This window comes from Sphingobium sp. MP9-4, assembly GCF_005281675.1.
In the GTDB taxonomy this organism is placed as follows: domain Bacteria; phylum Pseudomonadota; class Alphaproteobacteria; order Sphingomonadales; family Sphingomonadaceae; genus Sphingobium; species Sphingobium yanoikuyae.
Genome location: NZ_LUFI01000061.1, coordinates 16204 through 35619, shown reverse-complemented (window position 1 = coordinate 35619; position 19416 = coordinate 16204). Strand labels below are relative to the sequence as shown.

The 19416-nt window shown below is 66.5% G+C and carries 20 protein-coding genes and 1 pseudogene; 10 read left to right on the top strand and 11 right to left on the bottom strand.

The window, feature by feature from the left end; translation table 11 throughout:
• From A0U87_RS19605 to A0U87_RS19590, 4 genes and pseudogenes are all read left to right on the top strand, one after another.
• Positions 1–2004 (top strand): annotated as a pseudogene (locus A0U87_RS19605) (chromosome segregation protein); the annotation flags it as partial.
• Between the two features lie 106 nt (positions 2005–2110).
• The gene (locus A0U87_RS19600) at positions 2111–2395 is read left to right on the top strand and encodes a BrnT family toxin (protein ID WP_234415691.1); all 285 of its coding nucleotides are present in this window, start codon (positions 2111–2113) and stop codon (positions 2393–2395) included.
• Positions 2346–2627, top strand: a complete 282-nt coding sequence (locus A0U87_RS19595; protein WP_048939104.1) for a BrnA antitoxin family protein — start codon at positions 2346–2348, stop codon at positions 2625–2627. The genes A0U87_RS19600 and A0U87_RS19595 overlap by 50 nt, the downstream gene beginning before the upstream one ends.
• 77 nt (positions 2628–2704) lie before the next feature.
• Positions 2705–3811 (top strand): pyridoxal phosphate-dependent aminotransferase, encoded by a 1107-nt coding sequence (locus tag A0U87_RS19590; protein ID WP_122928480.1) that lies wholly within the window; start codon positions 2705–2707, stop codon positions 3809–3811.
• Here the strand turns inward: A0U87_RS19590 and A0U87_RS19585 are convergent.
• Together A0U87_RS19585 and ubiA are read right to left on the bottom strand one after the other, a co-directional pair.
• A complete protein-coding gene (locus tag A0U87_RS19585) occupies positions 3808–5274 on the bottom strand; it encodes a phospholipase D-like domain-containing protein (protein WP_048939106.1) in 1467 nt (488 codons plus the stop codon). The genes A0U87_RS19590 and A0U87_RS19585 overlap by 4 nt on opposite strands.
• Positions 5271–6179 (bottom strand): 4-hydroxybenzoate octaprenyltransferase, encoded by a 909-nt coding sequence (ubiA, locus tag A0U87_RS19580; RefSeq protein ID WP_048939107.1) that lies wholly within the window; start codon positions 6177–6179, stop codon positions 5271–5273. The genes A0U87_RS19585 and ubiA overlap by 4 nt, the downstream gene beginning before the upstream one ends.
• 95 nt (positions 6180–6274) lie before the next feature.
• Between ubiA and A0U87_RS19575 the strand changes: the two genes are divergently transcribed.
• Both A0U87_RS19575 and A0U87_RS19570 read left to right on the top strand, forming a co-directional pair.
• Positions 6275–7021: a 16S rRNA (uracil(1498)-N(3))-methyltransferase gene (locus tag A0U87_RS19575; protein ID WP_048939108.1), complete on the top strand. Its 747-nt coding sequence runs from the start codon at positions 6275–6277 to the stop codon at positions 7019–7021.
• 101 nt (positions 7022–7122) lie between these two features.
• On the top strand, positions 7123–8496 hold the full coding sequence (locus A0U87_RS19570) for a glutamate--cysteine ligase (protein WP_137405904.1): 1374 nt from the start codon (positions 7123–7125) through the stop codon (positions 8494–8496).
• A gap of 18 nt (positions 8497–8514) precedes the next feature.
• Here A0U87_RS19570 and A0U87_RS19565 read toward each other — a convergent pair whose 3' ends face one another.
• From A0U87_RS19565 to A0U87_RS19555, 3 genes are read right to left on the bottom strand one after another with little or no spacing between them, the layout of a single operon-like run.
• A complete protein-coding gene (locus tag A0U87_RS19565; RefSeq protein ID WP_048939110.1) occupies positions 8515–9816 on the bottom strand; it encodes an isoprenylcysteine carboxylmethyltransferase family protein in 1302 nt (433 codons plus the stop codon).
• Between the two features lie 50 nt (positions 9817–9866).
• Positions 9867–10502, bottom strand: a complete 636-nt coding sequence (locus tag A0U87_RS19560) for a DUF1345 domain-containing protein (protein ID WP_048939111.1) — start codon at positions 10500–10502, stop codon at positions 9867–9869.
• A gap of 38 nt (positions 10503–10540) precedes the next feature.
• A complete protein-coding gene (locus A0U87_RS19555; protein WP_004209285.1) occupies positions 10541–11116 on the bottom strand; it encodes a hypothetical protein in 576 nt (191 codons plus the stop codon).
• Between the two features lie 141 nt (positions 11117–11257).
• Here A0U87_RS19555 and ruvA point away from each other — a divergent pair, with 141 nt between their 5' ends.
• The 3 genes from ruvA (at position 11258) to A0U87_RS19540 (ending at position 14838) form a co-directional block, all read left to right on the top strand.
• Positions 11258–11863 (top strand): Holliday junction branch migration protein RuvA, encoded by a 606-nt coding sequence (gene ruvA / locus A0U87_RS19550; RefSeq protein WP_037513240.1) that lies wholly within the window; start codon positions 11258–11260, stop codon positions 11861–11863.
• Positions 11860–12882, top strand: a complete 1023-nt coding sequence (gene ruvB, locus A0U87_RS19545; protein WP_037519314.1) for a Holliday junction branch migration DNA helicase RuvB — start codon at positions 11860–11862, stop codon at positions 12880–12882. The genes ruvA and ruvB overlap by 4 nt, the downstream gene beginning before the upstream one ends.
• Positions 12883–13059: 177 nt before the next feature.
• Positions 13060–14838 (top strand): AMP-dependent synthetase/ligase, encoded by a 1779-nt coding sequence (locus tag A0U87_RS19540; protein WP_010337533.1) that lies wholly within the window; start codon positions 13060–13062, stop codon positions 14836–14838.
• A gap of 16 nt (positions 14839–14854) precedes the next feature.
• On the opposite strand, the gene A0U87_RS19535 is transcribed toward A0U87_RS19540, so the two are convergent.
• The 3 genes from A0U87_RS19535 to A0U87_RS19525 form a co-directional block, all read right to left on the bottom strand.
• Positions 14855–15256, bottom strand: a complete 402-nt coding sequence (locus tag A0U87_RS19535; RefSeq protein WP_037513228.1) for a hypothetical protein — start codon at positions 15254–15256, stop codon at positions 14855–14857.
• A 68-nt stretch (positions 15257–15324) separates the two neighbouring features.
• Positions 15325–16047: a hydroxyacylglutathione hydrolase gene (gene gloB, locus A0U87_RS19530; RefSeq protein WP_048939112.1), complete on the bottom strand. Its 723-nt coding sequence runs from the start codon at positions 16045–16047 to the stop codon at positions 15325–15327.
• A 4-nt stretch (positions 16048–16051) separates the two neighbouring features.
• On the bottom strand, positions 16052–16486 hold the full coding sequence (locus tag A0U87_RS19525) for a VOC family protein (RefSeq protein ID WP_037519309.1): 435 nt from the start codon (positions 16484–16486) through the stop codon (positions 16052–16054).
• Positions 16487–16588: 102 nt separating this feature from the next.
• Here A0U87_RS19525 and A0U87_RS19520 point away from each other — a divergent pair, with 102 nt between their 5' ends.
• Positions 16589–17296 carry an SIMPL domain-containing protein gene (locus tag A0U87_RS19520; protein WP_004209277.1) on the top strand — a complete coding sequence of 236 codons (708 nt, stop codon included), beginning with the start codon at positions 16589–16591 and terminating at the stop codon, positions 17294–17296.
• A gap of 2 nt (positions 17297–17298) precedes the next feature.
• Here A0U87_RS19520 and A0U87_RS19515 read toward each other — a convergent pair whose 3' ends face one another.
• From A0U87_RS19515 to A0U87_RS19505, 3 genes are all read right to left on the bottom strand, one after another.
• Entirely contained in the window at positions 17299–17541 is a 243-nt protein-coding gene (locus A0U87_RS19515) for a hypothetical protein (protein ID WP_010337538.1), read from the bottom strand.
• Positions 17542–17627: 86 nt separating this feature from the next.
• The gene (locus A0U87_RS19510) at positions 17628–18527 is read right to left on the bottom strand and encodes a tetratricopeptide repeat protein (protein ID WP_048939113.1); all 900 of its coding nucleotides are present in this window, start codon (positions 18525–18527) and stop codon (positions 17628–17630) included.
• Entirely contained in the window at positions 18527–19279 is a 753-nt protein-coding gene (locus A0U87_RS19505; RefSeq protein WP_048939114.1) for an alpha/beta hydrolase, read from the bottom strand. The genes A0U87_RS19510 and A0U87_RS19505 overlap by 1 nt, the downstream gene beginning before the upstream one ends.
• Between the last annotated feature and the right edge of the window lie 137 nt (positions 19280–19416).

The window sequence follows — 19416 nt, the reverse complement described above, 5'->3', positions numbered from 1 at the left end:
GCGGCGCTGGCATCGGCGCGGGCCGCGCTGGCGGCGCTGGACAGCGAGGCGACGGCACTGCGCAAGGCGATCGATGCCGGCGGCAGCGGCCGGGCGCGGGCGCTTGACCAGTTGAAGGCGGCACCGGGCTATGAGCGGGCGCTGGCGGCAGCGCTGGGCGATGATCTGGAAGCACCGATCGGGGCGGAAGGGCCGCGTCGCTGGGCGGGCGCTGACGCGTTGAAGGATGATCCCGGCTTGCCCGACGGCGCCAGCCCGCTGGCCGCGCATGTGACCGCGCCCGCGGCGCTGGCGCGGCGGCTGGCGCAGGTGGCGGTGGTGGAGCGCGACAACGGCCAGACGCTGCAGGTCGGCCAGCGGCTGGTGACGCTGGATGGGCAATTGCGGCGCTGGGACGGCTATGTCGCGGTCGAGGGTGGCGCGGCGGCCGCCGAACGGCTGATCCGCATCAACCGGCTGGAGGCGATCGATGCTGCGCGCCCAGAGGCGGCGCAGGCGGTCGAGGGTGCGCAGGCGGAACAGGCCGAGGCTGGCGCGCGCGAGAAGGCGGCGGTGGATGCGCTGGCGGCCGGGCGCACCAAATTGAGCGATGCGGACCAGCGGCTGCGCACGGCGCTGCGCGCGGCGGACGAGGCGGCGGGGGCGCTGGAGCGGCTGAGCGGCAGGCGCGAGGCGATCGAGGAACGGCTGGCCGAGGCCCGGCGCGACCAGGAGACGGCGCAGGCCGAGCATGACAAGGCGTCGGCCGCGCGGGCCGCCCTGCCCGATGGCGCCGAGACGCGGGCGCAGGTGGCGGCACTGTCGCAGGCGAGCGAGAAGGCGCGCATGGCCGTCAGCCAGTTGCAGGCCGACCAGGCACTGGCCGACCGGGCGCTGTCGAGCGATCGCGAGCGCATGGCGGCCGCCGATGCCGAGGCCAAGGGATGGAACACCCGCGCCGGCGAGGCCGCCAAGCGCATCGCCGCCATGGCATCACGCGGCGAGACGGTGGTGCAGGAGCGTGCCGCGATCGAGGGCCAGCCCGAGGCGCTGGGCGCCAGCATCGCCACGCTGACCGAGGAGCGCGAGGCGCAGGTCGAACGCGCCGAACAGGCCCGCCGCGCCGAGATCGAGGCCGAGGCGACGCTGAAGGCAGCCGAAAAGCGTGCGGCCGATGCCGGCGAGGCGCTGGCCGGTGCGCGTGAGGCGCGGGCGACGGCGGTGGCGCGGGCAGAGGCGGCGGACGAGCGGCGGATCGAGACGAACCGCCTGTCGGGCGAGCGGTTCGAATGCCCGCCACCGGTGCTGCCGGAGAAACTGGGCTTTCCCAGCGCCGACATCCGCATCGCCCAGAGCGAGCAGGCCGAGCATGACCGACTGTCGGCCGAGCGCGAGCGGATCGGCCCGGTGAATCTGGTCGCGGCGCAGGAACTGGAGGAGCTGGAGACGATCCAGGCGACCAGCCGGTCCGAAAGCGCGGAACTGACCCAGGCGATCAACCAGCTGCGCGGATCGATCGGCAGCCTCAACCGCGAGGGGCGGCAGCGGCTGCTCGCGGCGTTCGAGGCGGTGGACGGCCATTTCCGCCGGCTGTTCACGACGCTGTTCAACGGCGGTCAGGCGCATCTGGAACTGATCGACAGCGACGATCCGCTGGAGGCGGGGCTGGAGATCATGGCCCAGCCGCCGGGCAAGAAGCTGGCGGCGCTGACTTTGTTGTCGGGCGGCGAACAGGCGCTGACCGCGGTGGCGCTGATCTTCGGCCTGTTCCTCACCAATCCGGCGCCGATCTGCGTGCTGGACGAAGTCGACGCGCCGCTGGACGATGCCAATGTCGAGCGTTTCTGCGACCTGCTCGACGCGATGGTCGCCCAGACCCGCACCCGCTACCTGATCGTCACCCATAATGCGGTGTCGATGGCGCGCATGCACCGACTGTTCGGCGTCACCATGGTGGAGCGCGGCGTCAGCCGGCTGGTGTCGGTCAACCTGCACGGCGCCGAGGCGCTGCTGGCGTCGCAATAGTTTTTGTAGTTACAAATATTGACGACTCACCGCTATTGTGCGACTTTGGCAATGGCGTTTTCCACCCCGCCGATAAAAAACGGATAATCCTCAACGGTAAGGTGGAATGATGAACATCAGTTTCGATCCCGCCAAACGGCAGGCAACGCTGGAAGAGCGTGGGCTGGACTTTGCTGATGCGCTTACGCTGTTCGAAGGGCCGGAACTGACAGCTCTGGACGACCGCAAGGACTATGGTGAGGATCGGTTCATCACCTATGGCTATCTCCATGGCAGAGCGGTGATTTTGGTGTGGACACCACGCGACGACGGACGGCGCATCATTTCAATGAGACATGCAAATGACCGAGAAAGAGCCAGATTTGAAAACGCCCTGGGTCGACCCAGATGATGCGCCGGAACTGGACGACCATTTCTTCACGCATGCTGAATTTCGGGTCGGTGGGAAGATTGTTCGTCCTGGCACCGGCACGCTCACCAAGCCCGGCCGGCCGAAATCGGACCGGCCCAAGCAGCAAGTGACTCTGCGGCTCGATCAGGCGGTGCTGGACGCCTTCCGCGCGACCGGTCCGGGCTGGCAGAGCCGGATCAATGCGCAATTGCGCAAGGCGCTGGGCCTCTAGGAGCCGCCTTTCCGCGACTGGACCTTGCCGGTCGGCGCCGATTGCCGACTGTGGTGGCCTGATCACGGAGTTGTGCCATGGACCTGCCGCCCTTTGCTCTCGACCATTGGCTGTCGGCCTATGATTTCGCGACGCCGCCGATCGCCTATAATCTGGCGTCGAGCACCGGGCCGCGCTGGAGCGTGGCGGAGATTTGCGCGCTGGGCGACGCGCCGCTGGCGATCGACGATGTTGTGCTGAGCTATGCGCCGCCCGAGGGGAGCGCGGCCTTGCGCGCGGCGATCGCCGCCTTTCATGACAGCGAAGCTGACAGGGTGGTGGTCACCACCGGATCGTCGGAGGCGCTGTCGATCTTCTTCTGCCTAGCCGCGCGGCCGGGCGCGCATATGCTGATGCCGGATCCCGGCTATCCGGCCTATGCGGCGGTGGCGCAGGCCTGGGGGCTGGGGACGCGGCCCTATGCGCTGACGCGTGAGACCGGCTTTGCGCAGGATGTGGATGCGATCCTGGCGCTGGTCGATGGCGACACCGCCGGGGTGGTGGTCAATACGCCGCATAATCCCAGCGGATCGGTGATGCCGCGCGCGGAGATCGCACGGCTGGCGGCGGCATTGGCCGAGCGCGGCGTGCCGCTGCTGGTCGACGAGGTCTATCATCCGCTCTATTTCGGCGACGCGCAGAAATCGGCCGCCGGCATCCCCAACGCCTATGTCACCAGCGACATGTCCAAGGCGCTGTCGCTGCCGGGATTGCGGATGGGGTGGATCATCGCGCCCGACGCCGCGCAGCGCGCCCGGATCATCGACGCGCGCAGTTATTTCACGATCAGCAGTTCGCCGCTGCTGGAGCGGCTGGCGACCCATGCGCTGGAGCATAGCGCGGCCATCACCGATCGGTTGAAGGCCGTTGCCACTGTCAACATCGCTGTCCTCGACCGACTGATCGCGGAAGCCGACGGCAAGCTGCAATGGGTGCGGCCGCAGGGGGGCACCACCGCCTTCCCCTGGCTGGGCGACGGGCGCAACAGCCGACCGCTGTGCGAGGCGCTGGCGGCGCAGGGTGTGCTGCTGGCGCCGGGCGACTGCTTCGGTCAACCGGCGCATATCCGGCTGGGCTTCGCGCAGCAGGCCGAAGGCTTCGCGATCGCGGTGGAGCGGATCGCGACTGCCCTCACTATAGTTTAGCTCCGGCCGAACCAGCCCTTCATCCGGCGGAACAGGCCGCGCTCGCTGACCGCTTCGAACATCTCGTCCGGGCCTTCGGGATCAAGCACCTCATTGTCGGCGAGCCAGGCCTGGACATCGGCGAGGTCCGGCACCTCATAGGGGCGCAGGGTGCGACCCGGCTTGGTGCGCAATTCCTCGATCGCGGCGATCAGGCCGCGCTGGGCGATCACCGCCGACACCCGTTCGCGCGGCAAGTCGAGATGTTCGGCGATCAGGTCGTCGCGAATGGCCAAGATCGCCTCCTGCCGGCCGTCATTGCCGGGCAGCGCGGTGTCGATCACCACGTCGCATTCGGTATCGAGCCGCATCGAGCGGTTGTTCATGTTGGACGATCCGACGCGGATCAGCCGATCGTCGACGATCAATATCTTGGCATGGACATAGATGGGGGCGCCGCGCGTGGTGAAGGGGTGGTAGATGCGCAGCTTGCCATGCGGGTCACGCTCCTTGAGCGCCTCGAACAGGCGGGCGCGAGCGGTGTCCATCGCCTGCTGTTCCAGCCAGCCATCGGCCTGGAGCGGGTTGATGATGACGATGTCCGGTCCGTCCGGATCACCCAGCCGCTTGGCGATCGCCTCGGCAATGCGACGCGAGGCGAAATATTGGCTTTCGGCATAGATGCAGTGCCGGGCGGCCGCGATCTGGTGGAGATAGAGCTTCTCGATCTCGATCAGTTCGTCCTGATCGTCCATCTTCGGCGCGGAGCGGGCAATGGCGACATCGACATGCTCGAAATGGACCGGCAGCGCGTCGGGCCAGCAATCATATTCACCCTCGACCGGGGCCAGTTCATCACCGCCGGCGCCGACCCAGCGGGCGCGGGCATGGTCGCCCAGCGCCATCGCCACCGGCCCCTGCAAGGCGGTGGTCGCATCATGCCAGGGGCCATAGGGCGAGCCGTCGGGATGGCGACGGGCAGGATCCTCGTCGCGATGATGGCGCGTGTCCCAGCGGTCGCCGGTCATGTCGATGCCGCCGCAAAAGGCGAAGCAATCGTCGATCACCACGATCTTCTGGTGATGCGAGGCGGCGGGGGGATGATGGCCGTCCAGCTTCACCGTGACGCGCGGATGGGCCATCCATTTGAGCGTGGTGAAGAGGTTGGTCGGCCGGACCATCGACTTCATCGCGCCCATGTCCCAGCGCAGCAGATAGATTTCCAGGTCCGGCGTGCGTTCCACCAGCCAGCTGATGAAGTCGCCGATCACCACCGGCGCGCCATCATCGGCCTGGTCCTCGCGGATCAGGCTGATGGCGGCATCGAAATCCCAGCCGATCAGCATGATCCGCTTCTTCGCCTTCAACATCGCGGCGCGGGCATGGCGGAAATAGGCGTCGGCATCGACGATCACGCTGGCGCGCACCGCCTGTTCGATGCGCCAGCAATCCGCGCCGGGGGTGGGCAGACCGGTCATGCTCATGCGCCGGCACTCCCGACGACCAGACAGGCAAGGAACATCAGCAATCCTGCAAAACGGTTGGAGCGGAATTTGACGAGCGGATCGGTGCCGTCTTCCTTCAGTGTGCCGACCTGCCAGAGCAGATGGGCCGCCATCGGCGCCAGCGCGATCAGCGCCAGCAACTGCGGCCGGACCTGCCAGATAGCAGAGGCCCAGAGCGCAAGCGCGACGAGATAGCAGAGCGTCACCCCGCCCCGGACATGGCGGCCCATCGACAAGGCGCTGGAGCCGATGCCGATCAGCGCGTCATCCTCCCGGTCCTGCAGCGCATAGATGGTGTCATAGCCCAGCACCCAGAAGATGCAGCCGGCATAGAGGCACAGGCCCGGCAGGGTCAGCGCGCCGGCAATCTCGCTCCAGCCGACCAGCGCCGCCCAGGAAAAGACGATGCCGAGCCAGACCTGCGGCCAGCCAGTGATCCGCTTCATGAAGGGATAGGCGGCGACCAGCGCCAGCGAGCCGAGCGCCACGACCTGGGCATAGCCGCTGAGCTGAAACAGCACGATCAGGCCGATCAGGCAGAGCGCGAGCAGCCAGGCCCAGGCGGTCTTGACCGACATCGCGCCGCTGGCGAGCGGCCGGGCGGCGGTGCGCGCGACCCGCGCGTCGAGATCGCGATCGACGATGTCGTTGAAGACGCAGCCCGCGCCGCGCATCGCGATGCTGCCGAGCAGCAGCCAGAGGATCAGCGGCCAGCGGACAAAGGCGCCGCCCGCCAGCGCCACCGCCCAGGCGCCGGGCCAGAATAGCAGCCACCAGCCGATCGGCCGGTCGAGTCGGGCCAGCGAGGCCAGGATTCGCGGGGTTTCCGGCAGGCGCGCAAGCAGGCCGCGCGCTTCGCTGTCGGGGACGATCGACTGATTCACTGCAACTCCGTTCGTCCCGCGCTTGTCGGGAACGCGCTTTCCTCTTTAGGGAAGATCGGGCCGACGACAAGCGCGGCCGGAATGGACGAGACAAAATGACCGCTACCCCCGCCTGGCCGCCGCAGAGCGCCCCGCGCCTGCATGTCGAAACGCTGCTGGGCGAAGGGGTCGCCGTGCCGGTGGATGGCAACGGCGCCCATTACCTCATCAGCGTGATGCGGGTGAAGCCGGACGATATCGTGCTGCTGTTCGACGGCAAGTCGGGCGAATGGGCGGCGCGGGCGCGCGATATCCGCAAGCGCGACCTGGTGCTGGAATGCGTGCAGCAAACCAAGCCGCCGGAGGTGGTGCCCGATTTCTGGCTGTGCTGCGCGCCGATCAAGAAGGGGCGGATCGACCTGATCGCGGAAAAGGCGTGCGAACTGGGCGTGGCGCGACTGCAGCCGGTGCTGACCCGGCGGGCGGTGGTCGACAAGCTCAATCTCGACCGGCTGCACGCCCATCTGGTCGAGGCGGCCGAGCAATGCGGCCGCACCGCCCTGCCCGAGCTGACCGAAATGATGAAGCTCGACGCGCTGCTGAAGGGCTGGTCGGCCGAGCGGCATCTGTTCTTCGCCGACGAGACCGGCGGGGCATCGCTGGACGAAACCTTGCGCGCCCATCCCGGCCCGGCGGCCTTCCTGGTCGGGCCGGAGGGCGGATTCGACCCGGCCGAGCGCGAGGCGATCCGGGCGACGCCGGGCGCGGTGCCGGTGTCGCTTGGCCCGCGAATCCTGCGCGCGGAGACGGCCGCGATCGCCGCGACGGCGGCCTGGATGACGGTGAATGGCGACTGGGGCTAATGGTTTTCTTCCGCAACCAATTGAAGCGGACATAGGCCTGCCTTATCTGTCGCATTCGCGCCTCGATTTGACGCGCAAAGGGGAAAGACTAAGGGCGGGGCATGAGCACCAGAACAGACTCAGGCGGACATGATCCCGTCATCGAAAGCCGCGATCAGCTGATCGCGGCCTTTGCCAAGGGCGCCAAGCCCAAGGATCGCTGGCGGATCGGCACCGAACACGAGAAATTCGTCTATTCGACGAAGGACCATCACGCCCCGGCCTATGAGGAAAAGGGCGGCATCCACACGCTGCTGATCGGCCTGACCCGCTATGGCTGGAGCCCGGTGTTCGAGGGCGAGAATATCATCGCCTTGTCCGGCGCCGACGGCACGATCAGCCTGGAACCGGCGGGCCAGCTGGAACTGAGCGGTGCGCCGCTCGACAATCTGCACCAGACCTGCGCCGAGACCGGCCGCCATCTGGAACAGGTGAAATATGTCGGCGACATGCTGGGGCTGGGCTTCCTGGGTCTGGGCATGTGGCCGGACAAGACCCGCGCCGAGCTGCCGATCATGCCCAAGGGTCGGTACGACATCATGCTGCGGCACATGCCGCGCGTGGGATCGATGGGCCTGGACATGATGCTGCGCACCTGCACCATCCAGACCAACCTCGATTATGGCAGCGAGGCGGACATGGTGCAGAAGTTCCGCGTCTCGCTGGCGCTGCAGCCGCTGGGCACCGCGCTGTTCGCCAATTCGCCCTTCACCGAGGGCAAGCCGAACGGCTTCCTGTCCTATCGCAGCCATATCTGGTCGGACACCGACCCGCAGCGCACCGGCATGCTGCCCTTCGTGTTCGAGGATGGCTTCGGTTACGAGCGCTATGCCGACTATGCGCTCGATGTGCCGATGTATTTCGTCTATCGCGACGGCAAATATATCGATGCGGCGGGGCTTTCCTTCCGCGACTTCCTGGACGGCAAGCTGTCGGTGCTGCCCGGCGAGAAGCCGACCGAGAAGGATTGGGAGGATCATCTCTCCACCGCCTTCCCCGAAGTGCGCCTCAAGAGCTTCCTGGAAATGCGCGGGTCCGACGGCGGACCGTGGAGACGCATCTGCGCGCTGCCGGCCCTGTGGGTCGGCCTGCTCTATGATCAGGGTGCGCTCGACGCGGCCTGGGATCTGGTCAAGGACTGGAGCATGGAAGAGCGGCAGGTGCTGCGCGATTCCGTGCCGAAGCTGGGCCTCGACGCGCCGGTGCCGGGCGGGCGCACGCTGCGCGACATCGCGCCGCAGGTGCTGGATATCGCCCGCTCGGGTCTGGCCGCGCGCCAGCGGTTCAACGCCGCGGGCGACAATGAGACCGGCTATCTGTCGGCGCTCGATGAAGTGATCGCCACCGGCAAGACCCCGGCCGAGCGGCTGCTCGACCGCTATCATGGCGAATGGGGCGGCGATGTCAGCCGCGTCTATGCCGAGGAAAGCTTCTGATCCTACCCGGCCCGCCGGTCATTCGGCGGGCTGGGTTTCCCGTGGCGCGTCCGGCTTGCGGCCGACGACCCAGGCGAAGAAGCGTGGCACCGGGGCATTGCGCGCCATCCAATCGCTATAGGCCTGATAGGCGGGATCGGCGGACAGATGCTGCTCCTCCGTCTTGGCCCGCCAATAATAGACAGCGTTGGTCACCCCCAGCAGCGCGCAATTGCGCACCATGTCGGTCAGGCTGCCCGTGGTGGTGAGGAAGGGCAGCGACGAGAACCACCAGAAGAGATTCTTGGTCAGATAGGCCGGGTGACGGGTCCAGCGATAAGGCCCATGGGTCAATATGCCGCGATGGGTGAGGTTGGAGAAACGGATGCCGAAGGCGACCGTCGCCCAGGCATAGATGGCGGTCAGCAGCACCAGCAAGGCGCCCAGCCCCCATTGCAGCGCCGGCATGCCCCGCGTCCAGACATCCCATTCGGCGCCGCCGCCATGATAGTCGAACGGGCCGCCCGCCCCCATCATGACGAAGGGCGGATAGCAGAGCAAAGCCGCGAGCCAGCCGCCCAGATAGGGATTGGCGGTGCGGATATGCGAATCCAGCGGCTTCATCGTCAGCAGATAGCCGACCGTCGCCATGCAGACGTCGATCATGAACATGATGCCGATCAGGAAACCGGTCAGCGCGACCGGATTATGGAGCAGGCCGTCGAGCCGCCAGTCGATGACGCTGGCGAAATTGCCCGGCACGATGCTGATCATGAAGGCGGTGAAAAAGCCCTTCACCGCCCAGGCGCGGGCATGGTTGGCGACCTGCGCCATGTCCGCCTTGCCGGCTGCGCCGCCAATGACCCATTGGCCGAAGGCGAAACAGGCATCGCGCGGTTCGACCAGCCGGCGGTCGAGCCAGATGACATAGGGGATGGACAGCAAGAGCAGCCAGGGCGCCGCCGCCATCAGCAGATCCATGGAGAAGCGATAGCTGCCGGTCCAATACCAGCGGCCGATGCAGTAGCAGACGGCAATCGCGAGCCATGTGGCCCACAGGCCCGCAATCTTCACCAGGCTGATGTCGAGCATGCTGCGGACCGAGCGAGCCGGCGCGTTCCAGTCGACGCCGGTGCTGGGGTTGCGATGCACCTTGTCCACCAGCAGCGACCAGAGCACCATCGGTATGCCACAGGCGACCACCGCGGCCAGCCCCGCATTGGGACCGTTCATGCCATAATGGCGCGCCACCAGGGTCCACAGGCCGAGGCCGACCAGGCCGGCAATGCCGACACCATGGCTGACGGCGGATTTGGGGCAGGGATCGGCGCTCTTGCTCATGGGACCGGGCTTATAGCCGATATTGGTAAGCAAGCCATGAAGCCCATTGCTCAGCCGCCCAGTACGTTGATGGTGAAGGCGAGGATGCCGAGGTTGAAGACGAAGGCGGCGAGGCAATGGAGCGTCACCGTGCGGCGCATCCCGGTCGAGGTGATCGACACGTCGGAGGTCTGGAAGGTCATGCCCAGGGTGAAGCCGAAATAGAGGAAGTCCCAATAGACCGGCTCGTCCGTGTCCGGGAAATCCAGGCCGCCCGCATCCTTGCCCTTCTCATCAGCGAGGTAGAAGGCATGGGCATAGTGCATCGCATAGACGAGGTTGGAAAAGAGCCAGGCGATGACGAGCGTCGCCAGCAGCAGCACGACACTTTCCGCATCGGGATGGCCCGGCGCGCTGGCGGCGACGCCGACCGCAACCAGGATGACAATGCACACCACCCCGGTCAGCAGCAGCATCAATTGCCGGTTCGCGTCATTGAGCACGGCCTTGCGCCGCATCTGGGCCGGATCGGAATCGATCAGCGGCACGGCGGCGAGGCAGAAGGCGATGGCGGCAAGGTCGAACCCGCCCATCACCGCCTCATGCCAGGGCAGCCACAGCATCAACGGCGCGATCGACAACAGCAGCATGAGGAACATGCCATAGCGCCAGGGAAAGAGGGTGGATCGCTTCTGCGTCTTGGCCATGGCGCATCAAAGGCCTGAAAATGCCGCCGCGCAAGCGTTTAGAGCACGGTCGCCACCAGGCCCAGCGCGGCGGCCTCATTGGCTTCCAGATACCAGTTTTCCGGCGCACGCTGCAGCACCTCCTCCATCGTCACCTGCGATCCCAGGATCAGATTGGCAAAGCCCTCATTCTGGATCGCGATCGACGCCTCGATCTCGTGGAGCGAAGCCTTCAATGTAGCGATGCAGGTGGAGAGCGGCCCTTCGAGATGGATGTTCTTGGTGATGAGCCGCTCATGGATCATCAGCCGGGTGCCGCGCGTCAGATAGCGATTCTCGGTGGCGAAGAAGCTCATGAAGGTGGCGCCGGCGGAATAGACGGCGGTCTTGCCGAGGAAGACCAGCCGCCGTTCGGGATAGAGGTCCGAATGGAAGCGGATATCCTCCCCCATCATCCGCGCGATCTCCGGATCGCCGCCCAAGGTGGAGATTTCAACCACCACCAGCCCCTGCTGCGGCGCGGTGGACAGGCAATTCTTGAAATGCAGATACATGCCATGGTCGACCACGCCCGACAGCATGATCGCGGGAAATTCGAAATCCTTCGGGGTCAGCATCGGCGCGGTCATCAGCATCGTCTCTTGGTCCTCTGGCGGATGGCAATCGACCGGCATTACGCACGGGCCGCCATTTGGTGCCCGACCCGCCATGCGCTTTTGTCTGGCGCGGGGCGCAAGAGGCTGTAAAGAACAGATCATGACCATGGGGCAATGGCGATGATCGCGAAACTCAAAGGACGGCTGGACAGCACGGGCATCGACCATGCCATCATCGATGTCGGCGGGGTCGGCTATCTGGTCGGCGCGTCGTCGCGGACGCTGGCGGCGCTCGGCCCGGTGGGCGAGGCGGTGACCATCCATACCGAGATGCTGGTGGCCGAGGATTCGATCCGGCTGGTCGGCTTTGCCCGTGCCGAGGAGCGCGACTGGTACCGGCTGCTGACCCATGTGCAGGGCGTGGGATCGCGCGTGGCGCTGGCGATATTGTCGGCGCTGGAGCCGCTGGAGCTGCATCGTGCGATCATGATGGGCGACAAGGCGATGATCGCGCGCGCCAATGGCGTCGGCCCCAAGCTGGCCCAGCGCATCGTCAATGAGCTGAAGGACAAGATCGGCGCGGCACCGGCCGGGGCGCCGGGCATGCCGGGCGTGGTTGCGCTGCCGACCGGCAGCTTTGCCGCCGACGCGCTGTCGGCGCTGCAGAATCTGGGCTTCAAGCCGGCCGAGGCAAGCGGCGCGGTGGCCGCCGCCGAAGAGGAACTGGGCGACGGCGCCAGCCTTGACGCGCTGGTCCGCCTGGCACTGCGGAAGGCGGCGAAGTGAGCGAAGACGATCGCCTGATCACCCCGGCCCGCCGGGCCGAGGACGTCGATGCGGCGCTGCGGCCCAAGTCGCTCGACGAATTTGTCGGGCAGCAGGCGGCGCGCGAGAATTTGCGCATCTTCATCCAGGCGGCGCGCACCCGTGGCGAGGCGCTGGACCATGTGCTGTTCTTTGGCCCGCCGGGTCTTGGCAAGACGACGCTGGCGCAGATCGTCGCCAAGGAAATGGGCGTGGGGTTCCGCGCGACGTCCGGCCCGGTGATCGCCAAGTCGGGCGACCTAGCCGCCCTGCTCACCAATCTGGACGAAGGCGATGTCCTGTTCGTCGACGAGATTCACCGGCTCAATCCGGCGGTCGAGGAAGTACTCTATCCCGCGATGGAGGACCGGGCGCTCGACCTGATGATCGGCGAGGGACCGTCGGCCCGGTCGGTGCGCATCGACCTGCCGCGCTTCACCCTGGTCGGCGCGACCACGCGCCAGGGGCTGCTGACGACGCCGCTGCGCGATCGGTTCGGCATTCCGGTGCGATTGCAATTCTACACAGTGGACGAACTGGAACTGGTGGTCCGGCGCGCGGCGCGGCTGCTGGACCTGGCGATCACGTCGGATGGCGCGATCGAGATCGCCCGCCGGTCGCGCGGGACGCCGCGCATCGCCGGGCGGCTGCTGCGCCGGGTGCGCGACTTTGCAAACGTCGCCGGCGCCCCGACCGTCGATGCCAAGGTGGCGGACGCGGCGCTGCAACGGCTGGAGGTCGATCATCTCGGCCTCGACCTGATGGACCGGCGCTATCTGCACATGATCGCCGACATCTATCGCGGTGGTCCGGTGGGGGTCGAGACGCTGGCGGCCGGTCTGTCCGAAGCGCGCGACACGATCGAGGAAGTGGTCGAACCCTATCTGATCCAGTTGGGGCTGATCGCCCGCACCGCGCGGGGGCGTTGCCTCAACGGGCCGGGCTGGAAGCATCTGGGCCTCAATCCCCCGGCCGGGTCGCAGGACGGGCTGTTCGACTGATCCCATTGGCGCTTGCGCCATTCGGCCAGCCTTTCTAGAGCGCGCGCTTTCCCGATTCGACGCAGCGATATGCGCCGAAACCCGTTATTGTGCATGGCCGTTACGGCAAGGCCGGGCTATAGCCAGCTGGCGCTGCAGGCGCGCGGCAGACGCGCCGATGTAAGAGGAGTTGAGCCTGTGAGGGCGATCGAACGTTTCCCCAATCTGGTCACCATGTTCTTTGCCCGCGCCAAGGAAAAGGGCGACGCACCCTTCCTGTGGCGCAAGACGCAAGGGACTTGGCAGTCGCTGAGCTGGGCCGAAGTCGCGCGCCAGGTGGCAGCGATGGCGGCCGGGCTGAAGGCGGAAGGGCTGAAGCCCGGCGACCCGGTGATGCTGGTCAGCGAAAATCGCCCGGAATTCTGCATCGCCGATCTGGCGATCATGGCCGCCGGCTGCATCACGGTGCCGACCTACACCACCAATACGACGCGCGACCATCAGCATATCCTGACCGACAGCGGCGCGCGCGCGGTGATCGTGTCGACCGCCAAGCTGGCGACGACGCTGATGCCGGCGGTGCTGCGATCGCAGGTCAGCCTGGTCATTCCGATGGAGCCGATCCGCGGTGCGCAGGGCAATTATACCTGCCGCCTGTGGTCCGACCTGATCGCCGCCCATCCAGCCGATGTCGATGCCTGCGCGCTGGCCCAGACCGCCGCGCGCAGCGACCAGGCGTGCATCATCTATACCAGCGGCACCGGCGGCGCCCCGCGCGGCGTGATGCAGCATCATGGCGCGATCCTGGCCAATGTCGAAGGCGCGGGACAGGTGGTGCTGGAGGATTTCGGCTGGGGCGACGAGGTTTTCCTGTCCTTCCTGCCCCTGAGCCACGCCTATGAGCATAGCGGCGGCCAGTTCCTGCCGATGCTGCTGGGCGGGCAGATCTATTATGCCGAAGGGCTGGAGAAGCTGGCCAGCAATATCGAGGAAGCCCGGCCGACCATCATGGTCGTGGTGCCGCGCCTGTTCGAGGTGCTGCGCACCCGCATCATCAAGTCGATCGAGAAGCAGGGCAAATTCCCCACCTATCTGCTCAACCAGGCCCTGCGCATCGCCGCCAAGGAACAGCAGGGCAAGTCGTCGATCGTCGACCTGCCGATGAAGGCGCTGCTGTCGCGCACCCTGATCCCCAAGATTCGTGCGCGGTTCGGCGGGCGGATGAAGGCGCTGGTGTCGGGCGGAGCGCCGCTGAACCCGGATGTCGGCCTGTTCTTCGAGGCAATGGGGCTGATGCTGCTGCAGGGCTATGGCCAGACCGAGGCCGGGCCGGTGATCAGTTGCAACCGCCCCGCCGCCGGCATCGCGATGGACACGGTCGGCCCGCCGCTGGACGGCGTCGAGGTCAAGATCGCCGAGGATGGCGAGATATTGGTGCGCGGCGAGCTGGTGATGCACGGCTATTGGCGCAACCCGGCCGAGACCGAGAAGGTGCTGAAGGATGGTTGGCTGCATACCGGTGACATTGGCGAGATCGACGATCGCGGCCGCATCCGCATCACCGACCGCAAGAAGGATCTGATCGTCAACGACAAGGGCGACAATGTGTCGCCGCAGAAGGTCGAGGGCATGCTGACGCTGCAGCCGGAGATCGGCCAGGCGATGGTCTATGGCGATCGTCGCCCGCATCTGGTCGGCCTGCTGGTGCCGGATTCGGAATGGACGATGGAATGGGCGGCCGCCAATGGCCGGCCGATCAAGGGCATCACCGATGATCCGACCTATCTGGCGGCGCTGCGCGCGGCGGTCGATCGGGTCAATGACGATCTGTCGGTGATCGAGCGGGTGCGCCGCTTCATCCTGGCGGATGAGCCGTTCGCGATCGAGAATGAGGAGCTGACGCCGTCGATGAAGATCCGGCGCCATGTCATCCGCAAACGCTATCAGGACCGGCTGGACGCGCTCTACAAGGGGTAGGCGCGTCCAATCGGGCTTACGGGGCCGGCGGACGATAGGGAATGAAATCGCCCAGCGCGCAATTGCCGGTCGGAATGCCGATCGTCAGGTCCGCGCTGCTCGTGATGTCGCCCCGGCAATATTGCGAACCGAAGGTGCGCACGATCATCGTGTCGCCGCGGGCCAGGCCATTACAGCTGCCGATCAGTTCATTCTTGTAGATGAGCTTGCGGCTGACCCTGTACAGCAGCGTATTGCCGCTGATGACGGTGAAATTGGTCTGCGGCTCTCGGTTGACGCAGGTCACCTTGTCGCCCGGCACCAGTCCGGCCAGCGCCTTGTCCATCTTGGCCGCCTGCTTCTCGGTCAGCGGGGTGGGCTCATAAGTGCCGCTGCAGGCCGCCAGCGCCAGCGGGGCCAGACATATCCATGCGCGCATCGCCTCTCTCCATCCATGTCCTTGCAAACAGGACGCCATGATAGCGCGGAATCCGTCGAGGACCGCGCCTAAAATGCGTCCTTGCCGGCGCGCCGCTCCGCCAGTTGGGCGACGTCCCGCGCGCGCATGAAGATGTTGGTGTCGCGTTCCAGCGCGATCGTCGTGGGCACTGTCGGCTCGCCATGCGCACGGGCAGCAACGACATCCGCCATGCGCGCCTGAAGCGCGGCATTGTCCGGCTCCACCGTCAGCGCGAAACGGCCGTTGCTCTCGGTATATTCATGGGCGCAATAGACGATGGTATCGCCCGGCAGCGCCTTGAACCGCTGCATATTGGCGAACATCTGCGCCGCTGTCCCTTCGAACAGGCGGCCGCAGCCCATGGCGAAGAGCGTGTCGCCGACGAAGAGGATCGCGTCATCGGCCAGATGATAGGCGATATGGCCGGCGGTATGGGCGGGCACCGCCATCACCATGGCGACATGATCGCCGATGCGGACGCTGTCCCCCTCCCCCACCTGCCGGTCGAGCGTGTCGATCTTCGCCGCTTCGGCGGCCGGGCCGGTGATGAGGCAGCCGGTCGCAGCCTTGATACCGGCATTGCCGCCGACATGATCGGGGTGCCAATGAGTGTTCCAGATCTGGTCGATGGTCCAGCCGCGTTCCGCAGCCGCCGCCAGCACGGGGTCGGCGACCGACGGGTCGACCGCGACCGTCTGGCCGCTGGCATCATCATGCAACAGCCAGACATAATTGTCCGAGAGGACAGGGACGCGGACGACCTGCAGCATCGGCTTACCAGGCCCCGATATTGGGCATCGACACCCAGGGTTCGGCCGGGTCGAGCCGGCCGTCCTGCAGCAGTTCGACCGAGATATTGTCGGGGGTGCGGATGAAGGCCATGTGGCCATCGCGCGGCGGGCGGTTGATGATGATGCCGGCGTCCATCAGCCGCTGGCAGGTCTCGTAGATATTGTCGACCTGATAGGCGAGATGGCCGAAATTGCGGCCGCCATCATAGACTTCCGCCGGGCTGCCATCCTGCGGCGGCCAGTTGTAGGTCAGTTCCACCTGCGCGTCCTCGTCACCCGGCGCGGCCAGATAGACGAGGGTGAAGCGGCCCGCCTCGCTGTCGAAGCGCTTGACTTCGCTGAGGCCGAGCAGCTCGAAAAAGCCGATGGTCTTGTCGAGATCCGTGACGCGGATCATCGTGTGCAGATATTTGAGCAAGGCTTTCTCCGTTCGTCGCCATAAAGCAACGGTTCATCGGTAGATTGGCAGATAGCTCCCTAGATAGGACCAGGACCGGCCCGGCGGAAGAGGAAAGCGATCATGGCTCTGGAAATGCGGGACAAGGTGCTGCTGGGTTCGGCGGCGGTATTGGCGGTCGGCGTGATCGCGGGCGGTTACCTGCTGGGTGACGGCCTCAAGCGCGCGAGGGCGGCGGACCGATCGGTCACGGTGCGAGGCCTGGCCGAAAAGGACGTGACCGCCGACCTGGCCACCTGGTCGATCAGCTATTCGGCGACCGGCACCGACCTGCCGACGGTACGGGCGGAAATCGACGCCAATACCCAGGAACTGAAGGCCTATTTCGCCAGCCTGGGGTTCAAGCCTGATGCGCTGACCCCGGTCGGCGCGGGCGTGAACCAATATCTCAACAATGGCATTAACAATATCACCATCACCCAGCGGATGCTGCTGCGCACGACCGACATTGCCCGCGCCCAGCGCGCCGTCGCGCAGCAGTTCGACCTGGTCCGGCGCGGCGTGACGCTGCAGGAAGGATCGGGGATGCGCTACAGCTTCACCAGGCTCAACGACCTCAAACCACCGATGGTGGCGGCGGCGACGCGGGATGCGCGCGCGGCAGCCGAACAGTTCGCCAAGGACTCAGGCTCCGGCGTCGGCGGCATCAAGAGCGCGACCCAGGGCTATTTCTCGATCGACCCGCGCGACGGCGAGGGCGGCGACGGATCGAGCGACACGCCCTACAAGAAGGTGCGCGTCGTCACGACCGTGGATTTCTACCTGAAATAGGGTCAGCAGCGGCCCCGACGGCGGTCCTTCTTCGAACAGTCGCTCTTGTCGCCGATGATCGCACCGGCAGTGCCACCGATGACAGCGCCCTCGGTGGTGCCGAGACCGGTCGCGCTGCCGATCACCGCGCCGCCTGCGCCACCGATCAGGCCACCGCGGGTTGCACCGCGCGAGCAGGCAGTGAGCGAGGTCGCGCCAGCCAGCAACAGGCCGAGCGCCATCATGCGGGAAAATTTGCCAGTCATATCATCACCATCCGTTCCGTTATCCCGCTCGGTCGGCGAACGGGCGGGATCGGACGGGGGTTCCGTGACAAAGTCTTGCTGATCAATCAGCCCGCCGGCTTGGGTGCCGTTGCCTCCGGTTCCAGACGTCCCAGATTTTCCGCCGCTGCCTTGCCCGTAGGCGAGTCCGGCGACAATCTGGCCGCACGCTGCCAGGCCGAGCGGGCGATGTCGGCATGGTCGGTCAGGACGGCGATATTGCCCTCCTCCAGCGCGACCGAGGCATCATCGGGCGACAATTGCACGGCGCGGGCGATATGCGCCTGGGCCAGTGACAGTTCGCCGGTGCGGCGCGCCAGCGTAGCCGACAGCAGCCAGGCGAGCGGATCCTTGGGCGCCTGGGTCAGCGCGGTATCGAGCGAACCGCGCGCGCCATCCGTATCGCCCAGCGCCACCAGCGCGCGGGCGCGATCGAGATGCAGTTCGCCCTTTTCCATGCCGTCGGGCAGGCCGCGCGCCAGTGCCGCGTCGAAATCCTCCCGCGCCTTCTTCGCGTCGCCGCTGGCAAGGGCGGCATTGCCGGCCTGGCCCCAGAGGCGTGCGCTCTGCACGATCTCGCCGCCGCGCTCGGCTTCCTCCGCCGCCTGTTCGAAGGCGACGATCGCCGGCCCCCAGCGCTCCGCCCGCGACAGGGCAAAGCCCATGCAGTGGCGGGCGTAGAAGCTGCCGCCGTCGATCCGCCAATTCTGGGCGAAGGTGATCGCCTTGTCCGGCGATTCCAGCGCCTGGTCGAGGCAGGCCTGGAACGGTCCGGCAAATTTCGCCGGGACCGGGATGCGGCCATCGGCATCGGGCGCCGAACGGGCGGCCGCGGCCTGCTGTACCGACGCTGCGGAGGCGGCCGCCGCTGCAGCATCCTCCTTCTTCTTGCGGCTATTGCGCATCACCGCCTCGATCTCGGGATCATAGGCCTGCATGAACATCAGGAGGGGGAGGATGACGGGCATCAGCGATTGTCCAGAAGAGCAGCGACGGTGCGGATCAGCAGGGCGATGTCGCCGTCGCGGGAAAGGCGATGGTCGCCATCCTTAATGAGCAGCGTCTGCACATCGGATGAACGCAGCCGATCAGCCGTGCGCAACGCGATCTCCCAGGGGACATCGCTATCGCACTGGCCCTGGAGCAGCCGGACCGGGCAGTCGATCGCGATTGCATCGTCCAGCAGCCTATGCGCCTGACCGGACTGCCAGAAGGCCAGCGTCGTTACATAGGGATGGTCGCCATAAGGCGTGGGTTCCTCGATCCGCCCCTCGGTCGCCAGCAACGCCTTGTCGGCATCGGTAAAACCCCACTGCGTGAAGTCGGGCGCGGCGGCGATGCCGACCAGTCCCATGACCCGTTCCGGGCGCGCCAGCGCGATCAGCAGCGCCAGCCAGCCGCCCATCGACGATCCGACCAGCAGCAGCGGTCCCTGCGTCAGCCCGTCGATCAGGGCCAGAGCATCGTCACGCCAGCTGGCGAGCGTGCCGTCCTCGAACCGGCCCTCGCTGGCGCCGCAACCGGCATAGTCGAGCCGCAGCATCGCCCTGCCCTGCTCGGCGGCCCAGGCGTCGAGCGCGATCGCCTTGCTCCCTTCCATGTCGGACATGTAGCCCGGCAGGAAGGTGATGGTCGGCCCCTGCCCCGGACGATGGCGATAGGCGAGGCGCAGCCCGTCGGCACGCGCAAGAAATTGGGGGGAAGATTCGGGCGCGTTCAAGTTTCAAAGGCTCCATCGCTGCGGACCGGGGCACGGCATGGCCCCGGATTGCCATGTTTTGACGGCAAAAATAGCCCTTTCCCGTGAAAGTTCAAAAAAAACGCATTGCCGCGTTGACAGGTCTGGAGGCCGCCGTT

Bases quoted from the DNA above. Each gene is read 5' to 3' on its own strand.
- A0U87_RS19600 (WP_234415691.1), top strand. From the start codon at position 2,111: ATGATGAACATCAGTTTCGATCCCGCCAAACGGCAGGCAACGCTGGAA.
- A0U87_RS19595 (WP_048939104.1), top strand. From the start codon at position 2,346: ATGACCGAGAAAGAGCCAGATTTGAAAACGCCCTGGGTCGACCCAGAT.
- A0U87_RS19590 (WP_122928480.1), top strand. From the start codon at position 2,705: ATGGACCTGCCGCCCTTTGCTCTCGACCATTGGCTGTCGGCCTATGAT.
- A0U87_RS19585 (WP_048939106.1), bottom strand. From the start codon at position 5,274: ATGAGCATGACCGGTCTGCCCACCCCCGGCGCGGATTGCTGGCGCATC.
- A0U87_RS19575 (WP_048939108.1), top strand. From the start codon at position 6,275: ATGACCGCTACCCCCGCCTGGCCGCCGCAGAGCGCCCCGCGCCTGCAT.
- A0U87_RS19570 (WP_137405904.1), top strand. From the start codon at position 7,123: ATGAGCACCAGAACAGACTCAGGCGGACATGATCCCGTCATCGAAAGC.
- A0U87_RS19565 (WP_048939110.1), bottom strand. From the start codon at position 9,816: ATGAGCAAGAGCGCCGATCCCTGCCCCAAATCCGCCGTCAGCCATGGT.
- A0U87_RS19560 (WP_048939111.1), bottom strand. From the start codon at position 10,502: ATGGCCAAGACGCAGAAGCGATCCACCCTCTTTCCCTGGCGCTATGGC.
- A0U87_RS19555 (WP_004209285.1), bottom strand. From the start codon at position 11,116: ATGCTGATGACCGCGCCGATGCTGACCCCGAAGGATTTCGAATTTCCC.
- ruvA (WP_037513240.1), top strand. From the start codon at position 11,258: ATGATCGCGAAACTCAAAGGACGGCTGGACAGCACGGGCATCGACCAT.
- A0U87_RS19535 (WP_037513228.1), bottom strand. From the start codon at position 15,256: ATGCGCGCATGGATATGTCTGGCCCCGCTGGCGCTGGCGGCCTGCAGC.
- gloB (WP_048939112.1), bottom strand. From the start codon at position 16,047: ATGCTGCAGGTCGTCCGCGTCCCTGTCCTCTCGGACAATTATGTCTGG.
- A0U87_RS19520 (WP_004209277.1), top strand. From the start codon at position 16,589: ATGGCTCTGGAAATGCGGGACAAGGTGCTGCTGGGTTCGGCGGCGGTA.
- A0U87_RS19515 (WP_010337538.1), bottom strand. From the start codon at position 17,541: ATGACTGGCAAATTTTCCCGCATGATGGCGCTCGGCCTGTTGCTGGCT.
- A0U87_RS19510 (WP_048939113.1), bottom strand. From the start codon at position 18,527: ATGCCCGTCATCCTCCCCCTCCTGATGTTCATGCAGGCCTATGATCCC.